This window comes from Achromobacter sp. JD417 (genome assembly GCF_041879325.1).
Lineage (GTDB): Bacteria > Pseudomonadota > Gammaproteobacteria > Burkholderiales > Burkholderiaceae_B > Achromobacter > Achromobacter mucicolens.
The window spans coordinates 5,056,523-5,078,687 of the sequence record NZ_CP087159.1; the positions used below are offsets into that span (position 1 = coordinate 5,056,523).

Annotated in this window: 23 protein-coding genes; 14 read left to right on the top strand and 9 right to left on the bottom strand. The window is 66.3% G+C overall.

Annotated features, from left to right (window positions below):
• Nucleotides 1-28: 28 nt before the first annotated feature.
• The 3 genes from LN047_RS23415 to LN047_RS23425 are packed head-to-tail and all read right to left on the bottom strand — an operon-like array spanning nt 29 to nt 1,948.
• On the bottom strand, nt 29-649 hold the full coding sequence (locus LN047_RS23415; RefSeq protein ID WP_373980334.1) for a hypothetical protein: 621 nt from the start codon (nt 647-649) through the stop codon (nt 29-31).
• Nucleotides 649-1,314, bottom strand: a complete 666-nt coding sequence (locus tag LN047_RS23420) for an RNA polymerase sigma factor (RefSeq protein ID WP_373980335.1) — start codon at nt 1,312-1,314, stop codon at nt 649-651. The genes LN047_RS23415 and LN047_RS23420 overlap by 1 nt, the downstream gene beginning before the upstream one ends.
• Before the next feature lie 49 nt (nt 1,315-1,363).
• Complete coding sequence (locus LN047_RS23425; RefSeq protein WP_373980336.1) at nt 1,364-1,948, bottom strand: hypothetical protein; 585 nt, start codon at nt 1,946-1,948, stop codon at nt 1,364-1,366.
• Between the two features lie 266 nt (nt 1,949-2,214).
• Between LN047_RS23425 and LN047_RS23430 the strand changes: the two genes are divergently transcribed.
• The 3 genes from LN047_RS23430 (at nt 2,215) to LN047_RS23440 (ending at nt 5,312) form a co-directional block, all read left to right on the top strand.
• The gene (locus tag LN047_RS23430) at nt 2,215-2,673 is read left to right on the top strand and encodes a hypothetical protein (RefSeq protein WP_152382488.1); all 459 of its coding nucleotides are present in this window, start codon (nt 2,215-2,217) and stop codon (nt 2,671-2,673) included.
• Nucleotides 2,674-2,790: 117 nt separating this feature from the next.
• Nucleotides 2,791-3,705 (top strand): hypothetical protein, encoded by a 915-nt coding sequence (locus LN047_RS23435; protein WP_373980337.1) that lies wholly within the window; start codon nt 2,791-2,793, stop codon nt 3,703-3,705.
• Between the two features lie 2 nt (nt 3,706-3,707).
• Complete coding sequence (locus LN047_RS23440; protein WP_373982180.1) at nt 3,708-5,312, top strand: hypothetical protein; 1,605 nt, start codon at nt 3,708-3,710, stop codon at nt 5,310-5,312.
• A 21-nt stretch (nt 5,313-5,333) separates the two neighbouring features.
• Here the strand turns inward: LN047_RS23440 and LN047_RS23445 are convergent, their stop codons facing one another.
• The 5 genes from LN047_RS23445 to hisD all read right to left on the bottom strand — a co-directional run bounded on the left by LN047_RS23445 (nt 5,334) and on the right by hisD (nt 10,307).
• On the bottom strand, nt 5,334-6,122 hold the full coding sequence (locus LN047_RS23445) for an HpcH/HpaI aldolase/citrate lyase family protein (RefSeq protein WP_373980338.1): 789 nt from the start codon (nt 6,120-6,122) through the stop codon (nt 5,334-5,336).
• 25 nt (nt 6,123-6,147) lie between these two features.
• Nucleotides 6,148-7,134, bottom strand: coding sequence for a tripartite tricarboxylate transporter substrate binding protein (locus tag LN047_RS23450; protein ID WP_082586374.1), 987 nt, complete (start codon nt 7,132-7,134; stop codon nt 6,148-6,150).
• 79 nt (nt 7,135-7,213) lie between these two features.
• Complete coding sequence (locus LN047_RS23455) at nt 7,214-8,227, bottom strand: LacI family DNA-binding transcriptional regulator (RefSeq protein ID WP_373980339.1); 1,014 nt, start codon at nt 8,225-8,227, stop codon at nt 7,214-7,216.
• Nucleotides 8,224-8,991 carry an SDR family NAD(P)-dependent oxidoreductase gene (locus LN047_RS23460; RefSeq protein ID WP_142053446.1) on the bottom strand — a complete coding sequence of 256 codons (768 nt, stop codon included), beginning with the start codon at nt 8,989-8,991 and terminating at the stop codon, nt 8,224-8,226. The genes LN047_RS23455 and LN047_RS23460 overlap by 4 nt, the downstream gene beginning before the upstream one ends.
• Nucleotides 8,988-10,307, bottom strand: coding sequence for a histidinol dehydrogenase (gene hisD, locus LN047_RS23465; protein WP_373980340.1), 1,320 nt, complete (start codon nt 10,305-10,307; stop codon nt 8,988-8,990). Before hisD ends, LN047_RS23460 begins: the two co-directional genes overlap by 4 nt.
• 157 nt (nt 10,308-10,464) lie before the next feature.
• On the opposite strand from hisD, the gene LN047_RS23470 reads away from it, so the two are divergent.
• From LN047_RS23470 to LN047_RS23520, 11 genes are all read left to right on the top strand, one after another.
• Complete coding sequence (locus LN047_RS23470; RefSeq protein WP_063955352.1) at nt 10,465-11,646, top strand: MFS transporter; 1,182 nt, start codon at nt 10,465-10,467, stop codon at nt 11,644-11,646.
• Between the two features lie 204 nt (nt 11,647-11,850).
• Complete coding sequence (locus tag LN047_RS23475) at nt 11,851-12,585, top strand: 2Fe-2S iron-sulfur cluster-binding protein (protein WP_313690592.1); 735 nt, start codon at nt 11,851-11,853, stop codon at nt 12,583-12,585.
• Nucleotide 12,586: 1 nt separating this feature from the next.
• Complete coding sequence (locus LN047_RS23480; RefSeq protein WP_152382489.1) at nt 12,587-12,919, top strand: succinate dehydrogenase; 333 nt, start codon at nt 12,587-12,589, stop codon at nt 12,917-12,919.
• Complete coding sequence (locus LN047_RS23485; protein WP_056325848.1) at nt 12,919-13,263, top strand: succinate dehydrogenase; 345 nt, start codon at nt 12,919-12,921, stop codon at nt 13,261-13,263. Before LN047_RS23480 ends, LN047_RS23485 begins: the two co-directional genes overlap by 1 nt.
• Before the next feature lies 1 nt (nt 13,264).
• Nucleotides 13,265-15,004, top strand: a complete 1,740-nt coding sequence (locus tag LN047_RS23490) for an L-aspartate oxidase (protein WP_373980341.1) — start codon at nt 13,265-13,267, stop codon at nt 15,002-15,004.
• 12 nt (nt 15,005-15,016) lie between these two features.
• Nucleotides 15,017-15,952 (top strand): fumarate hydratase, encoded by a 936-nt coding sequence (locus LN047_RS23495; protein ID WP_056325844.1) that lies wholly within the window; start codon nt 15,017-15,019, stop codon nt 15,950-15,952.
• Complete coding sequence (locus tag LN047_RS23500; protein WP_373980342.1) at nt 15,946-16,626, top strand: fumarate hydratase C-terminal domain-containing protein; 681 nt, start codon at nt 15,946-15,948, stop codon at nt 16,624-16,626. The genes LN047_RS23495 and LN047_RS23500 overlap by 7 nt, the downstream gene beginning before the upstream one ends.
• A 48-nt stretch (nt 16,627-16,674) precedes the next feature.
• Nucleotides 16,675-17,508, top strand: a complete 834-nt coding sequence (locus LN047_RS23505; RefSeq protein WP_373980343.1) for an amidohydrolase family protein — start codon at nt 16,675-16,677, stop codon at nt 17,506-17,508.
• Between the two features lie 52 nt (nt 17,509-17,560).
• A complete protein-coding gene (locus LN047_RS23510) occupies nt 17,561-18,439 on the top strand; it encodes a LysR substrate-binding domain-containing protein (RefSeq protein WP_056325836.1) in 879 nt (292 codons plus the stop codon).
• A 212-nt stretch (nt 18,440-18,651) separates the two neighbouring features.
• Nucleotides 18,652-19,653, top strand: a complete 1,002-nt coding sequence (locus tag LN047_RS23515; protein ID WP_227741296.1) for a tripartite tricarboxylate transporter substrate binding protein — start codon at nt 18,652-18,654, stop codon at nt 19,651-19,653.
• A gap of 62 nt (nt 19,654-19,715) precedes the next feature.
• A complete protein-coding gene (locus LN047_RS23520) occupies nt 19,716-20,465 on the top strand; it encodes a sulfite exporter TauE/SafE family protein (RefSeq protein ID WP_056325833.1) in 750 nt (249 codons plus the stop codon).
• 74 nt (nt 20,466-20,539) lie between these two features.
• On the opposite strand, the gene LN047_RS23525 is transcribed toward LN047_RS23520, so the two are convergent.
• Nucleotides 20,540-22,069 carry a CoA-acylating methylmalonate-semialdehyde dehydrogenase gene (locus LN047_RS23525; RefSeq protein WP_253854797.1) on the bottom strand — a complete coding sequence of 510 codons (1,530 nt, stop codon included), beginning with the start codon at nt 22,067-22,069 and terminating at the stop codon, nt 20,540-20,542.
• Nucleotides 22,070-22,165 lie beyond the last annotated feature (96 nt).

Genomic DNA, 22,165 nt, shown 5'->3' on the forward strand with positions numbered 1-22,165 from the left:
TTCGCGAACGGGGTTTCAAAGGGGGGCTTCAAGGGGTGGGGCAGGCGCCGGCCGGCGCTGCCGTGGCGGACAGCGCGCCCAGCGCCGCCGCGGCGTCTCGCAGCGACGAATCGCGCGAGGCGGCCAGGACGTAACGGCCATCGGCGTCGGGGCCGTCGACGATGGACACGGCGTACTGGGACAGGGTGTTGCGCAGTTGCCGGGCGGTCAACGCGTCGGGCAGGTCCACCACCAGACGCGGGCACGAGGCGCCCCCGCGTGTCAGCACTGCATCGGGCGCAGCGCCGCCAGCGTCCGGACCGACGGGCGCCTGTTGCGCCACCATGACGGACAGCACGATCGCCAGCGCCCAGCCCAGCGGCATCAAGGGGCTGGCGGGCGTGGGCCACAGCCACTTCCACAGCCGGTGCAAGCGGGAGACTGGCGCGTTCCGCGGACGCTGCTGCGCCAGCGCGCGCAGAAAGGCGGCATCGCGCTTGGCCTGCTCGATCTCGTTATGCGCCAGCTGGCGGGCTTGGGCAAGGTTGCGCCACGCCTCAAGCTCTGCCCGCAGCGCGGGATCGCGCGCGAGGTCCGCTTCGAAGGACCGGCGGGCATCCGGATCCATGTCGCCCGACAGATAGGTCAGCACTCGGTCTTCGGGCATCATCAGTCCATTCCTTTACGCGTGCAGTCGGTCACCAGCTTGCGCGCGGCGTGCAGGCGGCTCTTCACGGTGGGCACGTGCAGGTCCTGCTGCCGCGCGATCTGTTCCATCGGCATGTCGTCCAGATACAGGAACATGGTGGTACGCAGCGTGTCGCTGAGTTTGTTGATGCAATCGCGCATGCGCTTGATGATCGACAGATGCTCGTAGGCGCGCGCCGGGTCGTTGAACTCGGAAGGATCGGCCACGTGCCGCGCATCGCCGAGCTCCGCGTCGTCTCCTTCCTCATTGCCCTGCGGGCCAGTCAAGTGCACTTCGTGCCGCGTGCGGCGATGGATCTGGATCAATTCATGCAGCGATCCGCGGTACAGGTAGCCGCCCAGCTTGCTGACCGCCAGCTCGTGCGCCGTCCATCCGCCCTCGGGCTGGCCGTGCAACAGGGCTTCGTCCTTGAAGGAGCGCGTCTGCAGGAACTTCATGAGCGCGTTATTGAACGCATCCACCACGCCTTCGGGCGGTGCATTGAAGAACTTCCTGCGCAGCTTCAGCGTGATGTGCTGCTCGGCCTTGTTGCGAAACGCCAGCGCGTAGCGCGGGTCGGCGTGCAGGATGCGCAGCAGCGCGTCGACGTTATTGATGACGTAACGCTTGGAATCGAGCGTATTCATGATTCGGATTCTGGGAGCTGCGGCACCTTAGCCGCGCAGGGGCGGAAAATCAAGCGCGGCGGCGCATCGCGGCGATGCCGCGGACGGTAAAGGCGATGGCGATGGCCGCGCACAGATAGAAGCCGAATCCGAACGACAGGCTGTTCCACAGGTTGGACGCCATGTCGCCCGCCAGGCTGCGGCTGGCGCGCGAACTGCCCATGAAACCTGCGAACTGGCGCGTCGCGTCCATGACTTCCCGCACTTGCGAAACCACGCCCGCCAGCGCAATGGCCCACAACGCCAGCGGCGCGAAATAGCCCAGGCGTGCCGCGCGATGCTCCAGGAGCGACGGCAGCAGCGGCCCGGCAACGGCCAGCAGCCACAACACGGCATACACGCCCGCGCCCGCCCCCTGCCCGGCGATTGCGCCCTGCAGGCTGGCGCCGTTCTGCAGGCGAATCATGTCGTAGAAGCTCAGGCTGGCGGCCGATCCCATCATGCGCACGGTAATGACGGCAAAGAGCGTCGAGCCCAGCAGGAACAGCAGTGCGCCCGCCGCGTCGCCGCGGTTGACGCGCCGCGCCGCGATCGCCGTCCAACGCGCCGCATGGGTCCTGGCCTGCGCCAATACGTCTTGTGCTTTGTCCTGCATGGTCTTTCCTTGTGAGGGTGAGGCGCGAAGGCCGGTACTTGTCGCTACGCGCGGCCGAACAGAAGGTTCGATTTTTTTTGCGGGTCTTATTTGGCGATTGCCATTTCGGGTTCCGGTTTATGCTTCGCCCCAACTTTTTTCGAACCTTTTCCGAATCGGCGCGTAGCCATGGTCAAGGGCTCGCCTTTTCAGCCCCGCCTGCTGGAAAGCAAACCGCCACTTCCACCTGCCGATATTTCCCACCATCAAGAACGGAGCCTTCAAACATGTCCACCCCTACCCCGCTGTCCGCCCTGTACCAGACCCTCGTGCAAGAAGAACTGGGCCTGGTCGCCAGCCAGGACGATCAAGGCGACGTGGTCTTCAAGCATCCCGATCTGGGCATCATGTACTTCAGCCTGAGCGACGCAGACCCCGAGTTCCTGCGCCTGGTCTACCCCAGCTTCGTGCAGGCCGACGAACTGGACCTGACGCGCGACCAGTTCCTGGAGGTCATCAACGTCGTGAACAACCGCTGCAAGGCCATCAAGCTGACGCTGGCGCCCGAAAGCGCCGACCGCCCCGCACGCGTGTCGGCGTCGGTGGAGAGCTTCGTGGCCGCCCCTGACACGCTGCCCGACCTTGCGCTGCTGCGCGGCATCGCGGCGCGCTGCGTGTCGGCCGTGCGCCATGGCGTGCACGAACTGGTCAAGCTGTCGATGGAGTTCAAGCAGGCCGCCAACTGAGGCGCGCCCGCGCCGCGCAATTGAAACAAGTCTGGCCCCGCGCTGTAACTTTGCGATACATTGCAGGGCTTTGACGAAAATGGCGCCCTAGAGGCGCCAATTTTTTCTGCCTCCAACATGATGTCGATGCGCCTGTCCGATTCCCGTTCGTTGCTCCTTCGCCTTGCGGCCAGCTTGCTGCTCCTGGCAGGCTTGTCCGCCTGCGCCGTCAAGACCAATTCGCGGGGCAACCTCGTGTACGGCGTGGACACCGCCGCCCTGTTCGGCACCGAGATCGGCCAGTTTCCCTTGCAGGATGGCGGGCTGGGCACCTTGCGGCGCGAAGGCAAGAACTTCTCGGTCAAGCTGTCGGGCAACCAGCGCGTGGTGCCGATCAACAACGTGGAATCGGCGCGCATCGCGCGCACTGAGAACGTCGGCTCGCGCACGGTGGTCGTGATCGAGACCCAGCGCCGCAACTGCGATTACCGCTACAGCGTGCTGGCCATCGAAGGGTCCGACGTGCTGTCGTGGGACGTGGGCAATTGCCGCGACCGGCCGGTCGTGCTGGTCCAGGATGACCGCAGCGCCCTGACTTTCGACTTCCCCAAGGGCTCGTCGATCGAACGCTTCGTCTACACGCAGGACGGCCGCATGCGCCGCGGCAACGTGAAGGCGGTGGCAGGATTGAATCCGCGCGCCAAGCCGTTCGCCGACGAGTCGCTGTATCCGCCCGGGTACATGGATTCGATCCGGCTGCATGGCGTCTATCCGCCGCCCGCCGCGCCGGCCGCCCGGCCGGGCAAGGCGGCAAAGCCCGCCAGTGGCAACCGGCCGAACCGGCGCACCGCCCCCGACGCACCCGCAGCGGTGCAAACCCAGACGGCCAGCGGCGCTGCCAGCGCAGGCCGCGTCGTGCCACCGCCCCCGCAACGCGTGCCGGCGGGCGACACGCCCGCGCCGGCCCGCTCGGGCACGGCATCGCGCACGCCCGCCAAGCTGGACCTGCCCGACGAGGAAATCACCACGACCCGCCTGGATCTGAGGGATTGAACGTGCGCCAAGCCCAGATTCGCCAGATCCTCTTCCTGATCGTCCTGACGGTCATCTACCTGAGTTTTGAACTCGGGTTCAACGCCCGGCTGCTCGATGTGGTGGGCAGCCGCGCGACGCCGCACGACATCGAGGAGCTGGAATTCTTCGGCCGCACCCTGTCCGGCATCGCCGCGGCGCTGGTCGTGCTGCAACTGATGCTGGCGCGGCGGCTTGCCACCGGCGGCCGGCCGTCATCCCTGAAAATTGCCGTTGCCTGCGTGGTGACGGCGCTGGTCGTCTTCAGCGCCATCAAGATGATGGTGAACGTGCTGGTCGACTCGCGCGACGGCGAGTTCCGCCGCGTTGCCACCAACGCCGGACTGCTGCAACGATCGCTCGTGCAGGGCGACCTGCACCTGGATGGGTTGGTCGACGATGGCGTCTACGCGCGCCCCGAGGGCAAGGCGTTCCTGGCGGTGTTCCAGGTGCTGCTGTCCAACATCGACAACCTGGACGACAAGGTCGAACCCAAGAAGCGGCAGGTCATCCGCACCGACCTGCAACGCCAGATGAAGACCTTCACCTTCGATGACCGCGAAGTCCGCATGACGGCGCCGGGCATTCGGGGGTATCACCAGGTCTACACCAGCGTGATGCAGTCCGTGGCCGAGCGCTGGAAGAAGTACGCGGGCGTGCCGGTGGCGTCGGACATCGGCCTTGCGCGCGAACAGGACCGCGCCTGGGGCGATTACCGCCGCAACCTGTCGCGCCGCGGCTGGACCCCGGAAAGCGTGCCCGCCCGCTATCAAGGCCGCGTGGTGCAGGACGTGCGCAAGCGCATTCCCGTGCCTGCGGGCTGGCAGCCGCACGACCGCGCCACCTTCAACGAAGCCGTCGCGCAGCAATACTGGAAAACGATGCGCAGCCGCACGGTGCACGTCGAAGGCGACGCCATCCCGCCGGGTCTGTCGTACGAAGATTTCGTGGCGCGGCCAGGCGTGCAGAAGCTGCTGCGCCAGACCTTGATGGTGCCGGCCACCATGAACGTCGCGCCCAACTACACCGACGCCGCCGGCTTCAAGCGGCTGTACGACGGCATGCTGGACCGCGCGGTGGACGAAGCCCTGCCGCGCTTTTCGGCAAGCAGCGCGGATTTTTCGCGCGGCGGCCAGCATTACCAGCTGGGCCAAGACGCCGCGCGCGCGGCCATCGTGCCGCCCGTCGCGCTGCTGTTTTCGTTGCTGGGCGCGGTGGGCCACTTCGGCAAGCTGCTGTACCTGATCGTCAAGCTCATCGTCTGGCTGCGCACGCCCGCCGGCCAGCAGCCGGGGCGCACCGCGACGCGGGCCGCGGGCCTGGCGCTGGTCCTGACGCTGGCCTGCGTCTGGACCGCGTTCTCGTTCATGCAAAACGGCGTCACGCAAAGCGGCCTATTCCAGCAGATGTCGCGCGTGGAAGGCGGCCGCGATGACGAATCGATCGGCCAGGCGCTGCGCCGCCGCGTGCTGGCCAACGTGGCGCACGTGATCGTGGTGGGGCAAGCCTACACCTACCCTTTCAACGAGGCCGTACGCACTTACGTGCTGGGCGGCTTCCGGTTTGGGTATCACGGCAATGCGGGCTGATCGCCTGATGGCCGGATACCGTCAATAGGCGGGCGGCTTTGCCTCGCGCCCGGCAGAGGCGGCCTGCGCCAGCGCGCGGGTGATGATGCTGGTCGACACGTTGGCAAAATAGCGCGCGCCCATTGCCCCGTACTTTTCTTCGTCCTGCGGCGTCAGCGCGATGATCCCCGAGCACTTGCCGGCCCCGGCGATGGCGCGCAGCCCGGCCTCGATGGCGCGTTGCACGGGTTCGGCATTCCAGTCGCTGCCGTGGCCCATCGCGTGCGCCAGATCGTTGGGCCCGATGAACACCGCATCCACGCCGTCCACCGCCGCAATTTCGCCCGCCGCCGCAATGGCCTCGGGCGTTTCGATCATGGAGATAAAGCCGATGCCGTCATTGCTGCGCTGCGTGTGACCCGCGCCGCCGAAAGCCCCGTAACCCGCCGCGCGCGTACTGAAGGCGCTGCCGCGGCGGCCCAACGGCGGATAGTGGATCATGCCGGCCAGACGCCGCGCCTGCTCGGCGGTCTCCACCATGGGCACCTGCACGGCGCTTGCGCCCATGTCCAGGATGCGCGGCAAGTCGTGCTCAAAACAGCGCACGATCGGCACGATGCCCGAGGCCCGTGCGGCGCGCAGCATGTGTTCGGTCATGCCGAAATCGGCACTGCCGTGCTCGTTGTCCAGGATGATGAAGTCAAAGCCGGCATACGCGCACATCTCGACGATGGCCGGGCTGGGCAGTCCGTTGAACAGGCCACGCAGCGGCTTGCCACTGCGCAGCATGTCCGGCAGGCGGCCGTCCAGCGGGAGGCGGGGATCGGTCATGCAAGTCTCCTGTGTCGGGGCGGGGTCAGTCAGCCTGAATGCCGGCGTCCTTGATCACCTTGCCCCATTTTTCTATTTCGCTGCGTTGGAACTTCGAGAATTCTGCCGAACCGCGGCCGTCGGGCGCAACGCCCAACGTCAGCAGCTTGGCGCGCACGTCCGGGCTGTTGACGATAGCCGCGATCTCGCGGCCCAGGCGGTCCACGACCGGCGCGGGCGTTCCCGCCGGCGCGAAGATGCCCTGCCACGATTGCATCGCGAAGCCGGGCACGCCCAGCTCGGCGAGCGGCTTGACGCCGGGCAGGTCCGCCAACGGGGCCGCGCTGGTCACGCCCAAAACCTTGACGCGCTTGGCATCGATCATAGGACGCGCCGCCGCGACGGTTTCGAACACCATGTCGATCTGTCCGCCGATCAGATCCACCATTGCCTGCGATCCCCCCTTGTAGACGATCTGGCGCAGGCGCGTGCCGGAAATGGACTGGAAGAGCTGGCCCGACAGATGCTGCGACGTGCCGGCGCCGGCCGTGCCGTAGGTCAGGCCGTCCGGATCGGCGCGCGCGGCGTCGATCACCTGCTGCACCGAATTGAACGGACTGTCGGCGCGCACCACCAGCGCATTGCTGACCATGCCCACCAACCCGACCGGCGTGAAGTCCTTGACCGGGTCGTACCCTAGCGACTTGATGAAAAACGGATTGACGGCGTGCGTGGTGATGGTGCCGCCCACAATGGTGTAGCCATCGGGCTCGGCGCGGGCCACCAGTTGCGTGCCCACAATGCCGGAGACGCCCGGCTTGTTCTCGACGATGACCGACTGCCCCAGCCGGGCGCTCAGTTGCTCGGCCATCAGGCGGGCTACGCCGTCGGATACGCCGCCCGGCGAGAACGGCACGATGTACCGGATGTTCTTGGTGGGCCAGGCCGGCGTGCCGCCTTGGGCGTGGGCCATGCCGGCGGTCAGCCCGATCGCCGCGATGGCGGTCAGGGTACGGACGAAAATGCTGCGCATGCGTTTGTCTCCTGGAGTCGATGAGCGCGGTCTGCGCGCGCTTTTTTGGGTAGTGCCGGAAAAAAGAAAAAAACGTGTGTCAGGGCCCCGCCCGGACCGTCGCGCGTTCGACCAGGCCGCAGGGCATGACGATGTCGCGCGGCCGCAGTTCGGCCTGCATCTGTTCGCGCAGCAGGTCGACGGTGGCGTCCACCATGGGTTCGACCTGCTGACGCACGGTAGTCAGGCGATACGCGCCCCACGCGGCCTGCGGAACGTCGTCAAACCCCACAACGGCCACGTCCTCGGGCACGCGCAGGCCCAGTTCCTGACGCAGCACGTCCAGCGCCGCAATCGCCATGTGATCGTTGCCGGCAAACAGCGCGTCCGGCGGATCGGCGGCAAACATCTGCCGCACGGCGGCCTGCGCCAGATCGAAGTCGTAGTGGCCCACGTCGCGGCAGGCGACGTCGTGGCCGAGTTCCCGCAAGGCGTCGCGATAACCGCGTTCGCGTTCGATGCTGGTGGACGAATCCTCCAGCCCCGCCAGAAAGCCGAAGCGACGGTAGCCGCGTTCGACCAGCAGGCGCGCCACCAGTTGGCCGCCCGCGTAGTTGTCGGACGTGACCGAGCTGCTGGCGTGGCGCGCCAGCCCGCCCAGGATGGAGACGCGATTGAACTGCACCACGGGCACCCCAACCTCGGCGCAACTACGCGCCACGTTGGACGACAGCATGGCGGAAGCCATCACGATGCCGTCCACCTGGTACTGCAGAATCTCCGCCAACACGCCATCGGCCGCCTCGTCCACCTCGGCGATGAACATCAGCACGTGGTAGCCCTCTTTCTGCAGCTTCTGCGACAGCCGTTCGATGACCAGCGGGTAGAACTGGTTTTCCAGGTAGCTCATCACCAGCGCCACGATGCGGCTGCGGCGCGTGATGAGGCTGCGGGCCAACGCGTTGGGCCGATAGCCCAGCTTTTGCGCGGCGGCCAGCACCTTGCGCCGCGTTTCCTCGGACACGCTGGCGCCCGGCGTGAAGGTGCGGCTGACGGCCGACTGCGACACCTGCGCCAGATCCGCCACGTCTTGCGCGCGGGGCGCGGTCCTCATGCCGCGGTCCATCCTGCATCCAGCATCAGCGCGCTGCCCGTCATCAAGCTGGAGGCATCGCTGGCCAGGAACACGATCGCGCCCATCACCTCGTCCAGGCGGCCGACGCGGCCCAGCGCGTTGCGCGCGCAAACCCAGTCGCGAAACCCGGGCTGCTCCAGCATGCCCGCCGTCATGGGCGTTTCGATGAACGTCGGGCACACGGTGTTCACGCGAATGTTGGCGGCGCCCAGCTCCCAAGCCAGCGCGCGCGTCATGCCTTCCAGCGCATGTTTGCTGGCGCAATACAGCGTGCGCCGGGGGCTGCCCACATGCCCCATCTGCGAGGACACATTGATGATCGATCCGGCACGGCCTTCCGTCAGCAGGCGGCGCGACACGGCCCGGCTGGTGTAGAAGGCCGCCTTCACGTTCAGGTCCAGCACGGCGTCGATGTCCTCGTCGGACTGATCGATGAGCGGTTTGGGACGATTCATCCCGGCGTTGTTGACCAGGATGTCAAAGGGCTCGCCGTGCGCGACCGCCTGATCCACGGCCGCGGCGTCCGTCACGTCCAGCACCAGCGGCGCACAGCCGATGCCTTCGGCCCGCAAGGCTTCGCACACTTGAGCCAGTTCCGGCTCGCGCCGGGCCGCCACCGTGACATGCGCGCCCGCCCGGCCAAGCGCGGCGGCCGCCGCCAGTCCGATGCCGCCGCTACCGCCCGTCACCAGGGCGCGGCGTCCGTCCACCCGGAAGTCCGGTCCTTTGGGCAGCGCAATCATGCCTGCGCCTCCACCGGCTGATACCACGGCAGGTCAGGACGATTGCCATGGCGGCGCACGCGAATGTTGGCCTGTTCGCCGTGGCCGGCAAAGTTCTCCATGTGGCACAGGCGCGAGCAGTATTCGCCCATCGTCACGCTGGCGGCGTCCGTCAGCACGCGCTGGTAGGTGCAGGTCTTGAGAAACTTGCCCACCCACAGCCCGCCCGTGTAGCGCGCATTGCGGTTGGTCGGCAGCGTGTGGTTGGTGCCGATCACCTTGTCGCCGAAGCTGACGTTGGTGCGCGGCCCCAGGAACAGCGCGCCGTAGTTCGTCATCCGGTTCAGGAAGTAATCCGGGTCGCGCGTCATGACCTGCACGTGCTCGAACGCCAGGTCGTCGGCCACCTGGAGCATTTCCTCAAGCGTGTCGCAGACGATGACTTCGCCACAATCGGCCCAGGCCTTGGCGGCAATCTCGGCCGTGGGCAGGATGGTCAGCTGGCGCTCGACCTCGGCCAACGTGTCGCGGGCCAACTGTTCGCTGTTCGTCAGCAGCACGGCCGGCGACGTCGGACCGTGTTCGGCCTGACCCAGCAGGTCGACCGCGCACAATTCGCCATCCACGCTGTCATCGGCGATGACCAGCGTTTCGGTGGGGCCGGCAAACAGGTCGATGCCGACCCGGCCATACAACTGCCGCTTGGCTTCGGCCACGAACATGTTGCCGGGGCCCACCAGCATGTCCACAGGCGCCACGCTGGGGGTTCCCACCGCCATTGCCACGACGGCCTGCACGCCGCCCAGCACCAGGATCTCGTCCGCGCCCGCCATGTCCATGGCGGTCACGATGGCGGGATGCGGCTTGCCCTGATAGGGCGGCGCCGTGGACACGATGCGCTTGACCCCTGCGACCTTGGCGGTCAGGACGCTCATGTGCGCCGAGGCCAGCAGCGGATACTTGCCGCCCGGGATGTAGCAGCCCACCGCATTCATCGGCACGTGCTTGTGGCCCAGTACCACGCCGGGATAGGTCTCCACTTCGACGTCGCGCATCGAGTCGCGCTGGATCTGCGCAAAGTTGCGCACCTGGGTCTGCGCAAACGCGATGTCCTCGATCTCGCGCGACGACAACTGCTTGCGCGCTGCCTCGATCTCGGCGCGCGACAGACGAAAGTCAGCCGGATCCCAGTTGTCGAATTTGCGGCTGTAATCCCGCACGGCTTCGTCGCCCCGGGTTTCGATGTCGCGGATGATGTCTTCGACGGTGGCGCGCACCTTGGCGTCGTCTTCGGTCTTGACGGCGGCGGTCCGGCCGCGCTTCAGATAACGGATCATGGTCTCGGGTCCTGCACGTGTTGAAAGTTCTTCGATGGAGGGCACTTTCAAATCCTTGCATACGTATGCAAATAGGGAGAAACCCGGACCTTTCGATACACTCACGGGATTCCGCCTCGATGACCGCCGCGCCGTCCGGCGCTCCCACGCCCCCCTCATGTCGCATCCCGAATCGTTCAATCTGAAGCAGATCGCCGTGCCGGCGTTCGGTCCGTCGCTGCTTTACGGCATCAGCAACGGCGCGATCCTTCCCGTCATCGCGCTCACCGCGCGGGAACAAGGCGCGTCCTTCGCGGCCGCCGGCCTCATCGCCGCCCTGATCGGCGTCGGCTCGCTGCTCTCGAACATTCCGTCGGCGCTCATCACCGAGCGATTCGGCGAAAAACGCGCCATGGCCGGCGCCGCGCTGCTCAGCGTGGCCGGACTGCTGCTGGTCATTGGCGTGCCGCATCTCTGGGTGCTGGCGCTGGCCATGCTGATGCAGGGATGCGCGCAATCAGTGTTCCAGCTGGCGCGGCAGAGCTACATGATCGAGGTCGTGCCGCTGGCCTACCGCGCGCGCGCCCTGTCCACGCTGGGCGGCACGACGCGGATCGGCACCTTCATCGGCCCCTTCGCGGGCGCGGCGCTGATCCACTTCCTGGGCCTGGATGGCGCGTACTGGATCGCCGTCTGCGCGATGCTCGGCGCGGGATTCATCGCCATCAAGGCGCCGGACATCGAACCCGTTCACGTCAAGGCGGCTGGCAAGCCGCGCGCCCGCATCGGCGAGGTCGCGCGCGATCATCGCGGCGTGTACGCCACGCTGGGCGTGGGCGTAATGCTGATCAGCGCCCTGCGGGCATCGCGTCAGGTGGTGATACCGCTTTGGGCGGACCACCTCGGCCTGGACGCCACCACCACGTCCCTCGTCTACGGGCTGGTTGCCGCGGTGGACATGTCCGTGTTCTATCCCGCGGGCAAGGTGATGGACCAGCGCGGCCGCCTGTGGGTGGCGCTGCCGTGCACGCTGCTGATGGGGCTGAGCTTGATGGCGATCCCGCTGACCAGCGGCGTGACGAGCTTCATCCTGGTGTCGCTGCTGCTGGGCTTTGGCAACGGCATCGGCTCGGGCATCGTGATGACGCTGGGCGCCGATGCCGCCCCGCCGGGCGCGCGCACGCAGTTCTTGGGCATCTGGCGCTTCATGGCCGATCTGGGCGCAAGCGGCGGGCCGGTGGCGTTGTCGGCGCTGACGGCGTTGTTGTCGCTGGGCGGCGCGTCGTTTGGAGTGGGGACGTTGGGCTTGGTCGCGGCCGGGGTGTTCTGGCGGTGGTTGCCGCGTCGCGCGTCGCCATGACAAGCCGCGGCAAGCGGCATTGACGCACTGCGTCATCGCAAACCGCTGAATCTACCGCGTCGCGGCAACCCCGCAGCGCCACGCGACGCCCCTCGGGCCGCCCGAAATAAGTTCAAAAAATATCAACCAAATCTGTATTGCTTCAGGGATTCGCAAGTTCCAGAATTCTGTTCATGGGCGCAGCATGCCGCTTGAGGACGGAAAATGGATACGAAGCACTCCGCGAACCCGAAGCAACTGACGGTTCGCATTTCGCGAGGCACGGAGGACGGCAAGTTCTCCACCTACCTGGTCCCGTGGCGTGACAACCAGACCGTCCTGGACGTGGTGACGGAAGTCCAGCGTACGCAGGAGCCCGGCCTCTCGTACCGCTACGCCTGTCGCGTCGGCGTGTGCGGATCCTGTGCGATGACCGTCAACGGCACGCCGCGCTGGACATGCCGCACGCATGTGAGCCGCGTCGAGGAAGCCGGCGTGATCGTCATCGAGCCCTTGCGCAACATGCCGCGGATCAAGGACCTGGTCGTCGACATGCGCGAGTTCTTCCAAAAGTGGGCACGCGCCGGAAATACGTTTGTCGGCACGGCCACGCGCGCCGATCCGCCGGCACAGGTGTTGCCGCAAAGCAAGCAACGCAAGCTTGCCGACGCGGCCATCGAATGCATCAACTGCGGCGTCTGCTACGCCGCCTGCGACGTGGTTTCCTGGGACAAGGACTACCTGGGGCCGGCGGCGCTGAACCGCGCGTGGACGCTCTACAACGACGAACGGCACGCCGATCCCAAGGACGTCCTGCATAAGGCCACCTCCGGCAGCGGCTGCAATTCCTGTCACACGCAGGGCAGCTGCATGAAGCACTGTCCGGTCAGCCTGAGCCCGACCGGCAGCATTGCCGGGCTGAAACGCAGCGCCATCTTCAGCCTGCTCAAGGGAGACTGACATGGAGGCCCGTCTGTTCGCGCTCCAGCGCCTTACGGCGATGGTGATGGCGCCCTTCGTCCTGGTGCATGTCGGCCTGGTGATCTATGCGGTCCGCGGCGGCCTGACCGCGGGCGAAATCCTCTCGCGCACCGAGGGGAACTGGCTATGGATCGTCTTCTACGGCCTGTTCGTCGTCAGCGTATCGGTCCACGTCCCCATCGGCTTGCGCAACATCCTGATCGAGTGGCTCAAGCTTGGCCGGCCGGCCGCCTCCGTCGTCGGCCTGGCGTTCGGCGCAATGCTCCTCGTCCTGGGCATGCGCGCGGTCGCCGCGGTGGGAGGGCTGGCGTGATGAAGTCCGCACGCAATCACCGCGCGTACTGGGCCTTCCTCGGACATCGGCTATCCGGCCTGGCGCTGGCGCTGTTCGTTCCCGTGCACTTCTACGTGCTGGCCATGGCGCTGGACGAGGCCAGGCTCGACGCCTTCCTGAAGCTGGCGGAAATGCCGTGGATGAAAGCCGGCGAATGGGGGCTGGTCCTGCTGCTGACGCTTCACATGTTCTTCGGCCTGCGCCTGCTTGCGCTGGAACTTCTGCCGTGGCGCTCTCCGCGCGACGCGCGCGTCGCCTGGATCGGATGGGGATTTGCGATCTCGATGGCCACCGGACTGGCGTTCATCGCCGGAGTGATCTGACATGCGTATCGACAACCACAAAACGGACATTCTGGTGCTGGGCACCGGCGGTGCGGGCCTCTTTGCCGCGTTGCATGCGAAGAAGGCAAACCCCTCGCTGAAAGTGACGGTGACCGTGAAAGGCCTGCTTGGCAAGTGCGGCTGTACCCGCATGGTCCAGGGCGGCTACAACGTCGCGCTGGCCGCGGGCGACTCGGTCGAGCGCCACTTCATGGACACGATCGAGGGCGGCAAGTGGCTGCCGCGCCAGGACCTGGCGTGGCGGCTGGTGGAAGGCGCGGTAGAACGCGTGCGGGAACTCGAAAACGAGATCGGCTGCTTCTTCGACCGCAATCCCGATGGATCGCTGCACTCCAAGGCGTTTGCCGGCCAGAGCTTTGACCGGACCGTGCACAAGGCGGACCTGACGGGCATCGAGATCATCAACCGGCTGATGGAGCAGGTGCGCGCGCTGGATGTGGAAGAACTTGAAGAGCACCGCGCCATCGAGCTCATTCCGGCCGCCGACGGGTCGGGCATCTCGGGCGTGCTCTTCATCGACATGCGGGCGGGCACCTATCGCTTCGTGCAGGCCAAGGCCGTTCTGCTGGCCACCGGCGCCGGCCCGACCATGTACCGCTACCACACGCCGTCCGGCGACAAGACCTGCGACGGCCTGGCCATGGCATTGCGCTACGGCCTGAAGCTCAGGGACATGGAGATGGTGCAGTTTCATCCCACCGGCCTGCTGGGCGGACCGGATACGCGGATGACCGGCACGGTGCTGGAAGAAGGCTTGCGCGGCGCCGGCGGCTATCTGCTCAACGGCGACGGCGAACGCTTCATGACGAACTACGACAAGCGCGGCGAACGGGCCACGCGCGACGTGGTCAGCCGCGGCATCTACGCCGAAATGCGGGCGGGGCGCACCGGCCCGATGGGCGGCGTCTACATCCAGATGAGCCATCTGGGTCCGGAGAAAGTCGCCAAGACCTTTCCCGGCATGGTCAATCGATGCAAGGACTGCGGATTCGACCTGGCCGGTGGCAAGGTCGAAGTGGTGCCGACCGCGCATTACCTGATGGGCGGCGTTGAATTCAATGTGGATGGCTCAACCGCCTCGCCGGGCCTGTATGCCGCGGGAGAAGACTGCGGCGGCGTGCACGGCGCGAACCGCCTGGGCGGCAACGGCGTCGCCAATTCCACGGTGTTCGGAGGCATCGCGGGCGATGCGATGGCCGCCTATGTCGCCCGCGAAGGCCACTGGCGCGATCCGGACCAGCAGGTCATCGCGCGCGGTGTCGAACGCGCCGAGTTCCCGTTTTCGCGGCGCGCCGGACGCATCCACGAACTGCGCGATGCGCTGTCGCAGACGATGTGGGACGACGTGGGCGTGCTGCGCAATCGGGATGCCATGGAACATGGCCTTGACGCCATTGCCGCCCACCGCGCCGCCCTGCGCGATATCGGCGTGGCGGACGGCGACCGGCGCTTCAACCTGACCTGGCACGACTGGCTCAACCTTGAAAGCCTGGTCGACATCTCAAAGGTCATCACCGTGTCGGCGCTGGCGCGTGAAAACAGCCGCGGCGCGCACTATCGCGAAGACTTCTCCGAACCCGGCGACCTGCACACCAGCTGCTACACGCGCGTCAGCGCGCGGGACGGCGACGTAAAGCTGGAGATGGTGCCGGTGTCCTTTGACATCGTGAAGCCCGGCGAATCGCTGATCGAAGGCGAAGCAGGCAACCCCCAAAGCTGAAGGCAACCCACCATGAGAATTCCCGTCCAGAAGATTGAACAAGCCGCGCTGGAAATCATGCGCCGCGCTGCAATCGAGATCCCCAAGGACTACAAGGAAGGCATCCAGGCGCTCCAGAAAAAGGAAACCGGCAAGCTGCCGCGATTCGTCATCCACGCCATGATGGACAACTGGGAAGCCGCCGACCAGGACCGGCGCCCGATGTGCGCCGATACCGGCCTGCCGCGGTATTACGTCAAGGTCGGCAACGAGGCATCCGTGGACGCCGGGTTCGTGGCCGTGGAGCGCGCGCTGCGCCACGCCACGGCCGAAGGCACCGTCACCATTCCGCTGCGGCCGAACCGCGTGCATCCGCTCTGGCGCACCGACCACAACAACAACGTCGGCATCAACGCGCCGGAGATCGAATGGTCGTTCGAACCGGACGCCGACTGGATCGAGATCACCACCGTGCACAAGGGCGGGCTCTTCGGCACCGACTACCGGATGCTGTTTCCGGGCGACGGCATAGACGGCATCAAGCGCTTCGTGCTCGATACCCTGATCGCATTCGGCAAGCGCGGGCTGGCGTGCCAGCCCGCCATCGTCGGCATCGGTCTGGGCGGCTCCAAGGACACGTGCATGCAGCTCGGCAAGCAGGCGGCCTGTCTGCGCACGGTGGGCGACCGCAATCCCGATCCCAAGGTGGCCGAACTGGAGCTTGAACTGATGAAGCTCGGCAACTCGATCGGCATGGGCGCGATGGGCTTCGTCGGCACCGGCATGGTGGTTGACTGCCACATCGAATGCGGCTACACGCACACCGGCGGCATGCCCATCAGCCTGCATACGTTCTGTCTGTCTTCGCGCCGCGCCACCGCGCGAATTCACGCCAACGGAGAGATCCAGTACCGCACGGATCCCCAATGGTTCACGCCCTACATGCGCCGGGAGACGGTCGAATGGTAAACAACGACGACGACATCAAGGTCTTTCACCTGGACCTGCCCGCCAAGACGGAAGACATCGCCAAGCTTGAACTGGGATCGGCCGTGTACTTGAATGGCTTGGTGTACACGGCCCGCGAGGGCGTCTACAAGAAGGTGCTGGACGAGGGCCTGCCGCTGCCGGTGGATCTTCGGTCCGTCAGCAACGTCAACTTCCACTGCTCGCCCGCCGCCGCGCCCGATGGCCACGGCGGCTACAACGTGGGCGCGGTCACCGCCACCGCATCGTTCCGGTTCTCCAAATGGATTCCCCGGTGGCTCAGCGAGACGGGGTGCCGCATCCTGATCGGCAAGGGCGGCATGCCAGCCGATGACTACAAGCAAGTACTGGCGCCGGGCGGCGCCATCTACCTGACCACGGTCGGCTACGGCACGGGCGCCTTGCTGGGACGGGGCATCAAGCAGGTGCGCGAGGTGCATTGGCTGGATGAGCTTGGCATCGCGCAGGCCATGTGGCTGTTTGAAGTCAAGAACTTCGGGCCTTTCATCGTCGAAAGCGACCTGGACGGGAACTCGCTTTTCGCGCAGCACGCGGAAGCGATCAACGCCGGCATCGAAAAGCTCTATGCCGGGTTGAAGCCGCCCGCGCTGCACCGCTACGGCGAGACCGACGACCGCAAGGACGAAGTGATGTAGGCGCCGCCTTGCCGCGCCCCCAATCGGATTCCATTCAAAGAGACTGCGATGATCATCGACTTTCGGCTTCGGCCGCCCGTGGGCGGCTTCCTGAACACGCTGATGTACTCAGCGGGAGAACGGCGCGACGGCTTCACGCGGACGGTGGGATTCGAACCCTCGAAGGCGGCCCAGCAGCAGTCGATGGACCTGCTTCTGCAAGAGATGGAGGCGGCCCGCATCGATCGCGGTGTGGTGGTGGGCAGGCTGGCCGGCGTGCTGGGCAGCGTGTCCAACGACGACGTGCGCGGCATTGTGGCCGCGCACCCGGATCGGTTCATCGGCGCGGCCTCGATCGACCCCACCGACCGGCGCAAGGCCTGCCAGACCATCGATCAGGCCATCGAAGACGGCTTTCGGCTCATCAACATCGAACCGGGCTCGTATCCGATCCCAATGCACGCGGACGACCGGCGCCTCTATCCCATCTACGGTCATTGCGAAGACGTCGGCGTGCCCGTGATCATGATGGTGGGCGGCACCGCGGGACCCGATTTGAGCTATTCCGATCCCATTCGGACCGATCGCGTCCTGACGGATTTCCCCAACCTCAATATCGTGGTCGCCCACGGCGGCTGGCCCTGGGTCAACGAAATCCTGCACCTGGGCTTTCGGCGGCCGAACCTGTGGCTGTCGCCCGACATGTACTTTTCGCGCATGCCCGGCTGGGAGGAATACGTGAAGGCCGCCGACAGCTTTCTGTCCGACCGGATGCTGTACGCCAGCTCGTTTCCCTTCTGTCCCGTGCAAGGGTACAAAGAGTGGTTTGAGCGCTTGCCGATCCGTGAGGAAAACCTAAAGAAGGTCATGGGAGGCAACGCCCGGCGGCTGCTCGGGATATAGCGCCCGAACCCCGCGCGTTTCGCAACGCGCGCCCTACCAGGACGAATCTTGCATGGACATCCGGACCCTCTACACGCTGATAGCGATCGCAGACCACGGCAGCTTCGCCGAGGCCGGCAACACGATCGGCCTGTCGCTGTCTGCCGTGAGCATGCAGGTCCGCGCCCTGGAGGATGAACTGGGCATCACGATCTTCGACCGCAGCCGCCGCCCGCCGATCCTGACGGACACGGGCCTTGCGCTGGTCCACCGGGCGCGCGACCTGATCACGCATTGGGAGAGCATGAGCGCCTCGCTAAAAAAGGGAACGTCGGCCGGTCTGCTCAAGCTGGGCAGCGTGCACACCTGTGTGTCGGGCGTGCTGCCGCTGGCCCTGCGGCACCTGCAAAAGCAGGGGCATGGGCTGGAGGTTCACGTCACCACCGGGCTGACGCATGACCTGGAGCGGGCCATCTACCACCGCCAGCTCGATGTCGCGATCGTGACCGAGCCAGATGCACCGCGCTCCGGCCTGGACTTCCTGCCCTTTGTTGAAGAAGAGCTTGTCGTCATCGCGCACCGGTCGGTGCAGGGCGCCAGCGACCAGGAAATCCTGGAGCAGACCCCGTACGTGCGATTCAACCGCTCTGCCCGCGTCGGCCATCTGGTGCAGGAAGAAATGGTGCGCAGGCGCATCACGGTGCGATCGACCATGGAAATCGACAACCTGGAAGGCGTCATTGCGATGGTGGCCAATGGCCTTGGCGCATCCGTGGTGCCGGCCAGGCGCGGCCGCAACGAGTTCCCGGCGGGCATTCGGGTCACGCCGTTCGGCTCTCCGACCATCAAGCGCCGTCTGGGCATCCTGGCGCCCCAGGAAAATCCCCGATCGCATCTTTCGCAATTGCTGCTCGACGCATTGAAGTCCGTCTGCGCCAGCCAGACCCGATGACGACGCGAGGCGCATCACCATACCTGATCCGCAGTACGTAGCTCAGCAGTCCAGCAGTGCGTAACCCAGCAGTCCAGTAGTCCGCCAACAATCACCGCGACGCCCCAAAAAAAATCGAGCCGACTGGCCCGAGGGACAGTTGCTGCCTGGCAAAACCCGCCCTTCCCGCAGATCGGCGGGCCGCGCCTACCGCGAACGAAGGAGACAACACCGTGAAAGACGAACATCAACTTCTGTATGCACGCCGCCGTCTGATCAAGGCCATGGGATATGGACTGGCGCTGTCGCCCTGGCTGGCGGCGCCCGCGCGCGCGAACTGGCCATCGGACAAGGCCATCCGCATGGTCATCCCGTTCTCGGCGGGCGGCGCCACCGATCTGCTGGGGCGCGCGCTCGGCTCCGAAATGGCCAAGGGCCTGAACCAGACCATCGTCGTCGAGAACCGCGCGGGCGCCGGCGGCAGCGTGGGCGCGCAGGCCGTGGCCGGGTCACCCGCGGACGGCTATACGCTGTTGCTCGCTTCGGGAAGCATGTTCACCGTCAATCAGTTCATCTACAGCAAGCTGCCCTACTCGCTCAACGACTTCAGCCTCATCGCCAAGGTCGCAAGCGGACCGATGGTCATCACCGTCAATGCCGAACTGCCTGTCAAGAACACGCGCGAACTCATCGCCTACGCCAAGGCGCGGCCGGGCAAGCTCAGCTTTTCGTCCGCCGGTGTCGGCAGCCAGACGCATATGGCCGGCGAAGCCTTCACGGACGCGGCCGGCATTGAACTCATGCATGTCCCGTACAAGGGTGAAGGGCCCGGCTATACGGACCTGATGGCAGGCGTCATCCAGGTGGCCGTCGGCAACATCAATGCGATTGCGCCGCTGCTCAAGGGCGGCCGCCTGCGCGCGCTTTCCGTCACGGGCAAGGAGCGCGCGGCCTTGCTGCCCGGCGTGCCGACCACCGCCGAGGACGGCGTGCCCGGCTTCGAGTTCACCGGCTGGTTTGCGCTGATGGCGCCTGCCGGCACGCCGCAAGCCGCGATAGACCGGCTGCTTGCGGTGGCCAACCAGGCTGTTGAGCAACCGGGCTTGAAGCGGTACCTTCAAGACCAGGGCATGGCCCCCACCATCGTGCCTGGCGCGGCGCTGCAAAAGGAGATTGCCGCGGAGTCCGCCAAATGGCAGGCTCTGGTGCAAAAGAAAGGCATCACCGCCAGCTGACCCACCGCAGGGCTTCGTCGCGCGCCAGCCCTGCTTCTACCATCGAGGTGCTGTTTCCACCCATGCCCACCGAATCGCTTGCGTTTGTCATCCCCGTCATCTTCGTCGCCTACACGGTCTTCGGGATGACGGGATTCGGCGCGGCCATGGTCGCCGTGCCCGTGCTGGTCCAATTCATTCCCCTGCAACTGGCCGTGCCGCTGGTCGTGCTGTTTGACCTGACCTGCACGGCCCTGGTCGGCGGCAGAAACTGGAGACGCGTCAGCCTGGCCGAGTTCAAGCGTCTGCTGCCCTGGATGCTGCTGGGCATCGCGCTAGGTGTCACGCTGCTGCGCGACGCCGGGGCCCGCTGGCCCCTGATCCTTCTGGGCGCGTTCGTGCTGGTCGTGTGCATCCAGGGCCTGCGAGGCGCCCGGGGCGGCCCCAAGCCGCCGCTCAAGCCCATCTGGGCATTTCCGTTCGGGGTGTTCGGCGGCGTCTTCAGCGCGCTGTTCGGCACCGGCGGCCCCATCTACACGATCTACCTCTCGCGACGCCTGGACGCGCTGGAGCAATTCCGGGCAACCATTTCGGTCGTGATCCTGCTGAGCGGGATTGTGCGGGCGGCAGCATTCGGGGCCGCGGGGATGTACTCCAATCCGGACATCCTGCGCGCCGCCGCGGTGCTCCTGCCCGTTGCGCTCATCGGCCTGTACGCCGGCTCGCGCTTCAGAACGCGCGTCTCGCCCGAACTGCTGAAGCGTTCCATCTTCGTGCTGCTTGCGATCGCGGGCGCCGGCGCAATCTACCGCGGGTGGATGTCGCCCGCATGAGCGGCATTGCGCCGTGCGGGCTGGCGACGCGAGGCGCGGGCAGGCGGCCGCGTGCCGGCCGCCCGCCGCCACGGTCACTTCGCCGTCGGCATCGCGAACTCCGCGCCCTTGCCGATGCTCTCCGGCCAGCGCTGCATGATCGACTTCTGGCGGGTGTAGAAGCGCACGCCTTCTTCGCCGTAGGCATGCATGTCGCCAAAGAGGCTGCGCTTCCAGCCGCCAAAGCCGTGCCAGGCCATCGGGACGGGAATGGGCACATTGATGCCCACCATGCCGACCTCGATGCGCCGGCCGAATTCGCGCGCCACGTTGCCGTCCCGCGTAAAGCACGCGACGCCATTGCCGAACTCATGCGCGTTGATGAGATCCACGGCTTCCTTCAGGTCCTTGACCCGCACGCAGCCCAGGACCGGACCGAAGATTTCTTCCTTGTAGATGCGCATGTCGGGCGTGACGTGGTCGAACAACGTGCCGCCCATCCAGAAGCCGTCGCCGCACCCCTCGCCTGCCTGCGTGCCATTGAAGCCTCGGCCGTCGACCAGCAGCTTCGCGCCCTCCGCTTCTCCCTGCGCGATGTAGCCGCTGATGCGCTCGTGCGCGGCGCGGGTCACGATCGGTCCCATCTCTGCGGCCGGGTTCTCGCCGTCCAGCACCTTCAAGGCCTTCGTGCGCTCGATCAGCCTGGGCAGCAGGCGGTCGGCCACGTCGCCCACCAGCACGGCCACGCTGATCGCCATGCACCGCTCGCCCGCCGATCCGTAGCCGGCGCCGATCAAGGCATCCACGGCCTGGTCGATATCGGCATCGGGCATCACCACCATATGGTTCTTCGCGCCGCCCAGCGCCTGCACGCGCTTGCCCAGGCGGGCGCCCGTCTCATAGATGTAGTTGGCGATCGGCGTGGATCCGACAAAGCTCACCGCCTTCACGCCGGGATGCGTGAGCAGCGCGTCCACGGCGACCTTGTCGCCCTGCACCACGTTGAACACGCCATCGGGCAGACCTGCCTCGCGCAGCAGTTCGGCGATGCGCAGCGACGGACTGGGATCCGTCGGGCTGGGCTTGAGCACGAACGTGTTGCCTGCAGCGATCGCCACCGGAAACATCCACATCGGCACCATCACCGGAAAATTGAAAGGCGTGATGCCGGCCACGACGCCCAGCGGCTGGCGCAACGTCCAGTTGTCGATGCCGGTGGAAACCTGTTCGGTATGCGCGCCCTTGAGCAGTTGCGGAATGCCACAGGCGAACTCCACAATGTCGATGCCGCGCGCGACTTCGCCTTGCGCATCGCTGAACACCTTGCCGTGCTCGGCGGTGATCAGGTGAGCGAGCTCGTCGCGGTGGCGGTTCAGCAGTTCAAGAAATCTGAACAACACGCGCGCACGGCGGATCGGCGGCGTGTCGGCCCATGCCGGAAAGGCGGCTTGCGCGCTGGCCACCGCGCGCTGCACCTCGTCGGGCGTGGCCAGCGTGACGTGCCGGGTAACGGCACCCGTGGCCGGATTGAAGATGGGCTGGCGCGCGCCTGTCCCATCGACGCGGCTTCCGGCGATAAAGTGTCCGGCGATGGATTCGCCGGCGCTGCGCGGTGTTGCATGCATGGTGTTCTCCTGTGCTCAAGCGTGAAGTGCGGGTGGTGGCACTATGTCGTGCCGCCCGCCGCGCGTCGAGACCAGAAGGCTGGAATCAGTGTTTGC

Coding starts and splice junctions, on each gene's coding strand:
- LN047_RS23500 (WP_373980342.1), top strand. CDS start 15,946: ATGGTAAACAACGACGACGACATCAAGGTCTTTCACCTGGACCTGCCC.
- LN047_RS23470 (WP_063955352.1), top strand. CDS start 10,465: ATGTCGCATCCCGAATCGTTCAATCTGAAGCAGATCGCCGTGCCGGCG.
- LN047_RS23520 (WP_056325833.1), top strand. CDS start 19,716: ATGCCCACCGAATCGCTTGCGTTTGTCATCCCCGTCATCTTCGTCGCC.
- LN047_RS23475 (WP_313690592.1), top strand. CDS start 11,851: ATGGATACGAAGCACTCCGCGAACCCGAAGCAACTGACGGTTCGCATT.
- LN047_RS23430 (WP_152382488.1), top strand. CDS start 2,215: ATGTCCACCCCTACCCCGCTGTCCGCCCTGTACCAGACCCTCGTGCAA.
- LN047_RS23490 (WP_373980341.1), top strand. CDS start 13,265: ATGCGTATCGACAACCACAAAACGGACATTCTGGTGCTGGGCACCGGC.
- LN047_RS23420 (WP_373980335.1), bottom strand. CDS start 1,314: ATGAATACGCTCGATTCCAAGCGTTACGTCATCAATAACGTCGACGCG.
- LN047_RS23485 (WP_056325848.1), top strand. CDS start 12,919: ATGAAGTCCGCACGCAATCACCGCGCGTACTGGGCCTTCCTCGGACAT.
- LN047_RS23425 (WP_373980336.1), bottom strand. CDS start 1,948: ATGCAGGACAAAGCACAAGACGTATTGGCGCAGGCCAGGACCCATGCG.
- LN047_RS23455 (WP_373980339.1), bottom strand. CDS start 8,227: ATGAGGACCGCGCCCCGCGCGCAAGACGTGGCGGATCTGGCGCAGGTG.
- LN047_RS23450 (WP_082586374.1), bottom strand. CDS start 7,134: ATGCGCAGCATTTTCGTCCGTACCCTGACCGCCATCGCGGCGATCGGG.
- LN047_RS23525 (WP_253854797.1), bottom strand. CDS start 22,069: ATGCATGCAACACCGCGCAGCGCCGGCGAATCCATCGCCGGACACTTT.
- LN047_RS23435 (WP_373980337.1), top strand. CDS start 2,791: ATGATGTCGATGCGCCTGTCCGATTCCCGTTCGTTGCTCCTTCGCCTT.
- LN047_RS23460 (WP_142053446.1), bottom strand. CDS start 8,991: ATGATTGCGCTGCCCAAAGGACCGGACTTCCGGGTGGACGGACGCCGC.
- LN047_RS23445 (WP_373980338.1), bottom strand. CDS start 6,122: ATGACCGATCCCCGCCTCCCGCTGGACGGCCGCCTGCCGGACATGCTG.
- LN047_RS23415 (WP_373980334.1), bottom strand. CDS start 649: ATGATGCCCGAAGACCGAGTGCTGACCTATCTGTCGGGCGACATGGAT.
- LN047_RS23510 (WP_056325836.1), top strand. CDS start 17,561: ATGGACATCCGGACCCTCTACACGCTGATAGCGATCGCAGACCACGGC.
- hisD (WP_373980340.1), bottom strand. CDS start 10,307: ATGATCCGTTATCTGAAGCGCGGCCGGACCGCCGCCGTCAAGACCGAA.
- LN047_RS23495 (WP_056325844.1), top strand. CDS start 15,017: ATGAGAATTCCCGTCCAGAAGATTGAACAAGCCGCGCTGGAAATCATG.
- LN047_RS23505 (WP_373980343.1), top strand. CDS start 16,675: ATGATCATCGACTTTCGGCTTCGGCCGCCCGTGGGCGGCTTCCTGAAC.
- LN047_RS23480 (WP_152382489.1), top strand. CDS start 12,587: ATGGAGGCCCGTCTGTTCGCGCTCCAGCGCCTTACGGCGATGGTGATG.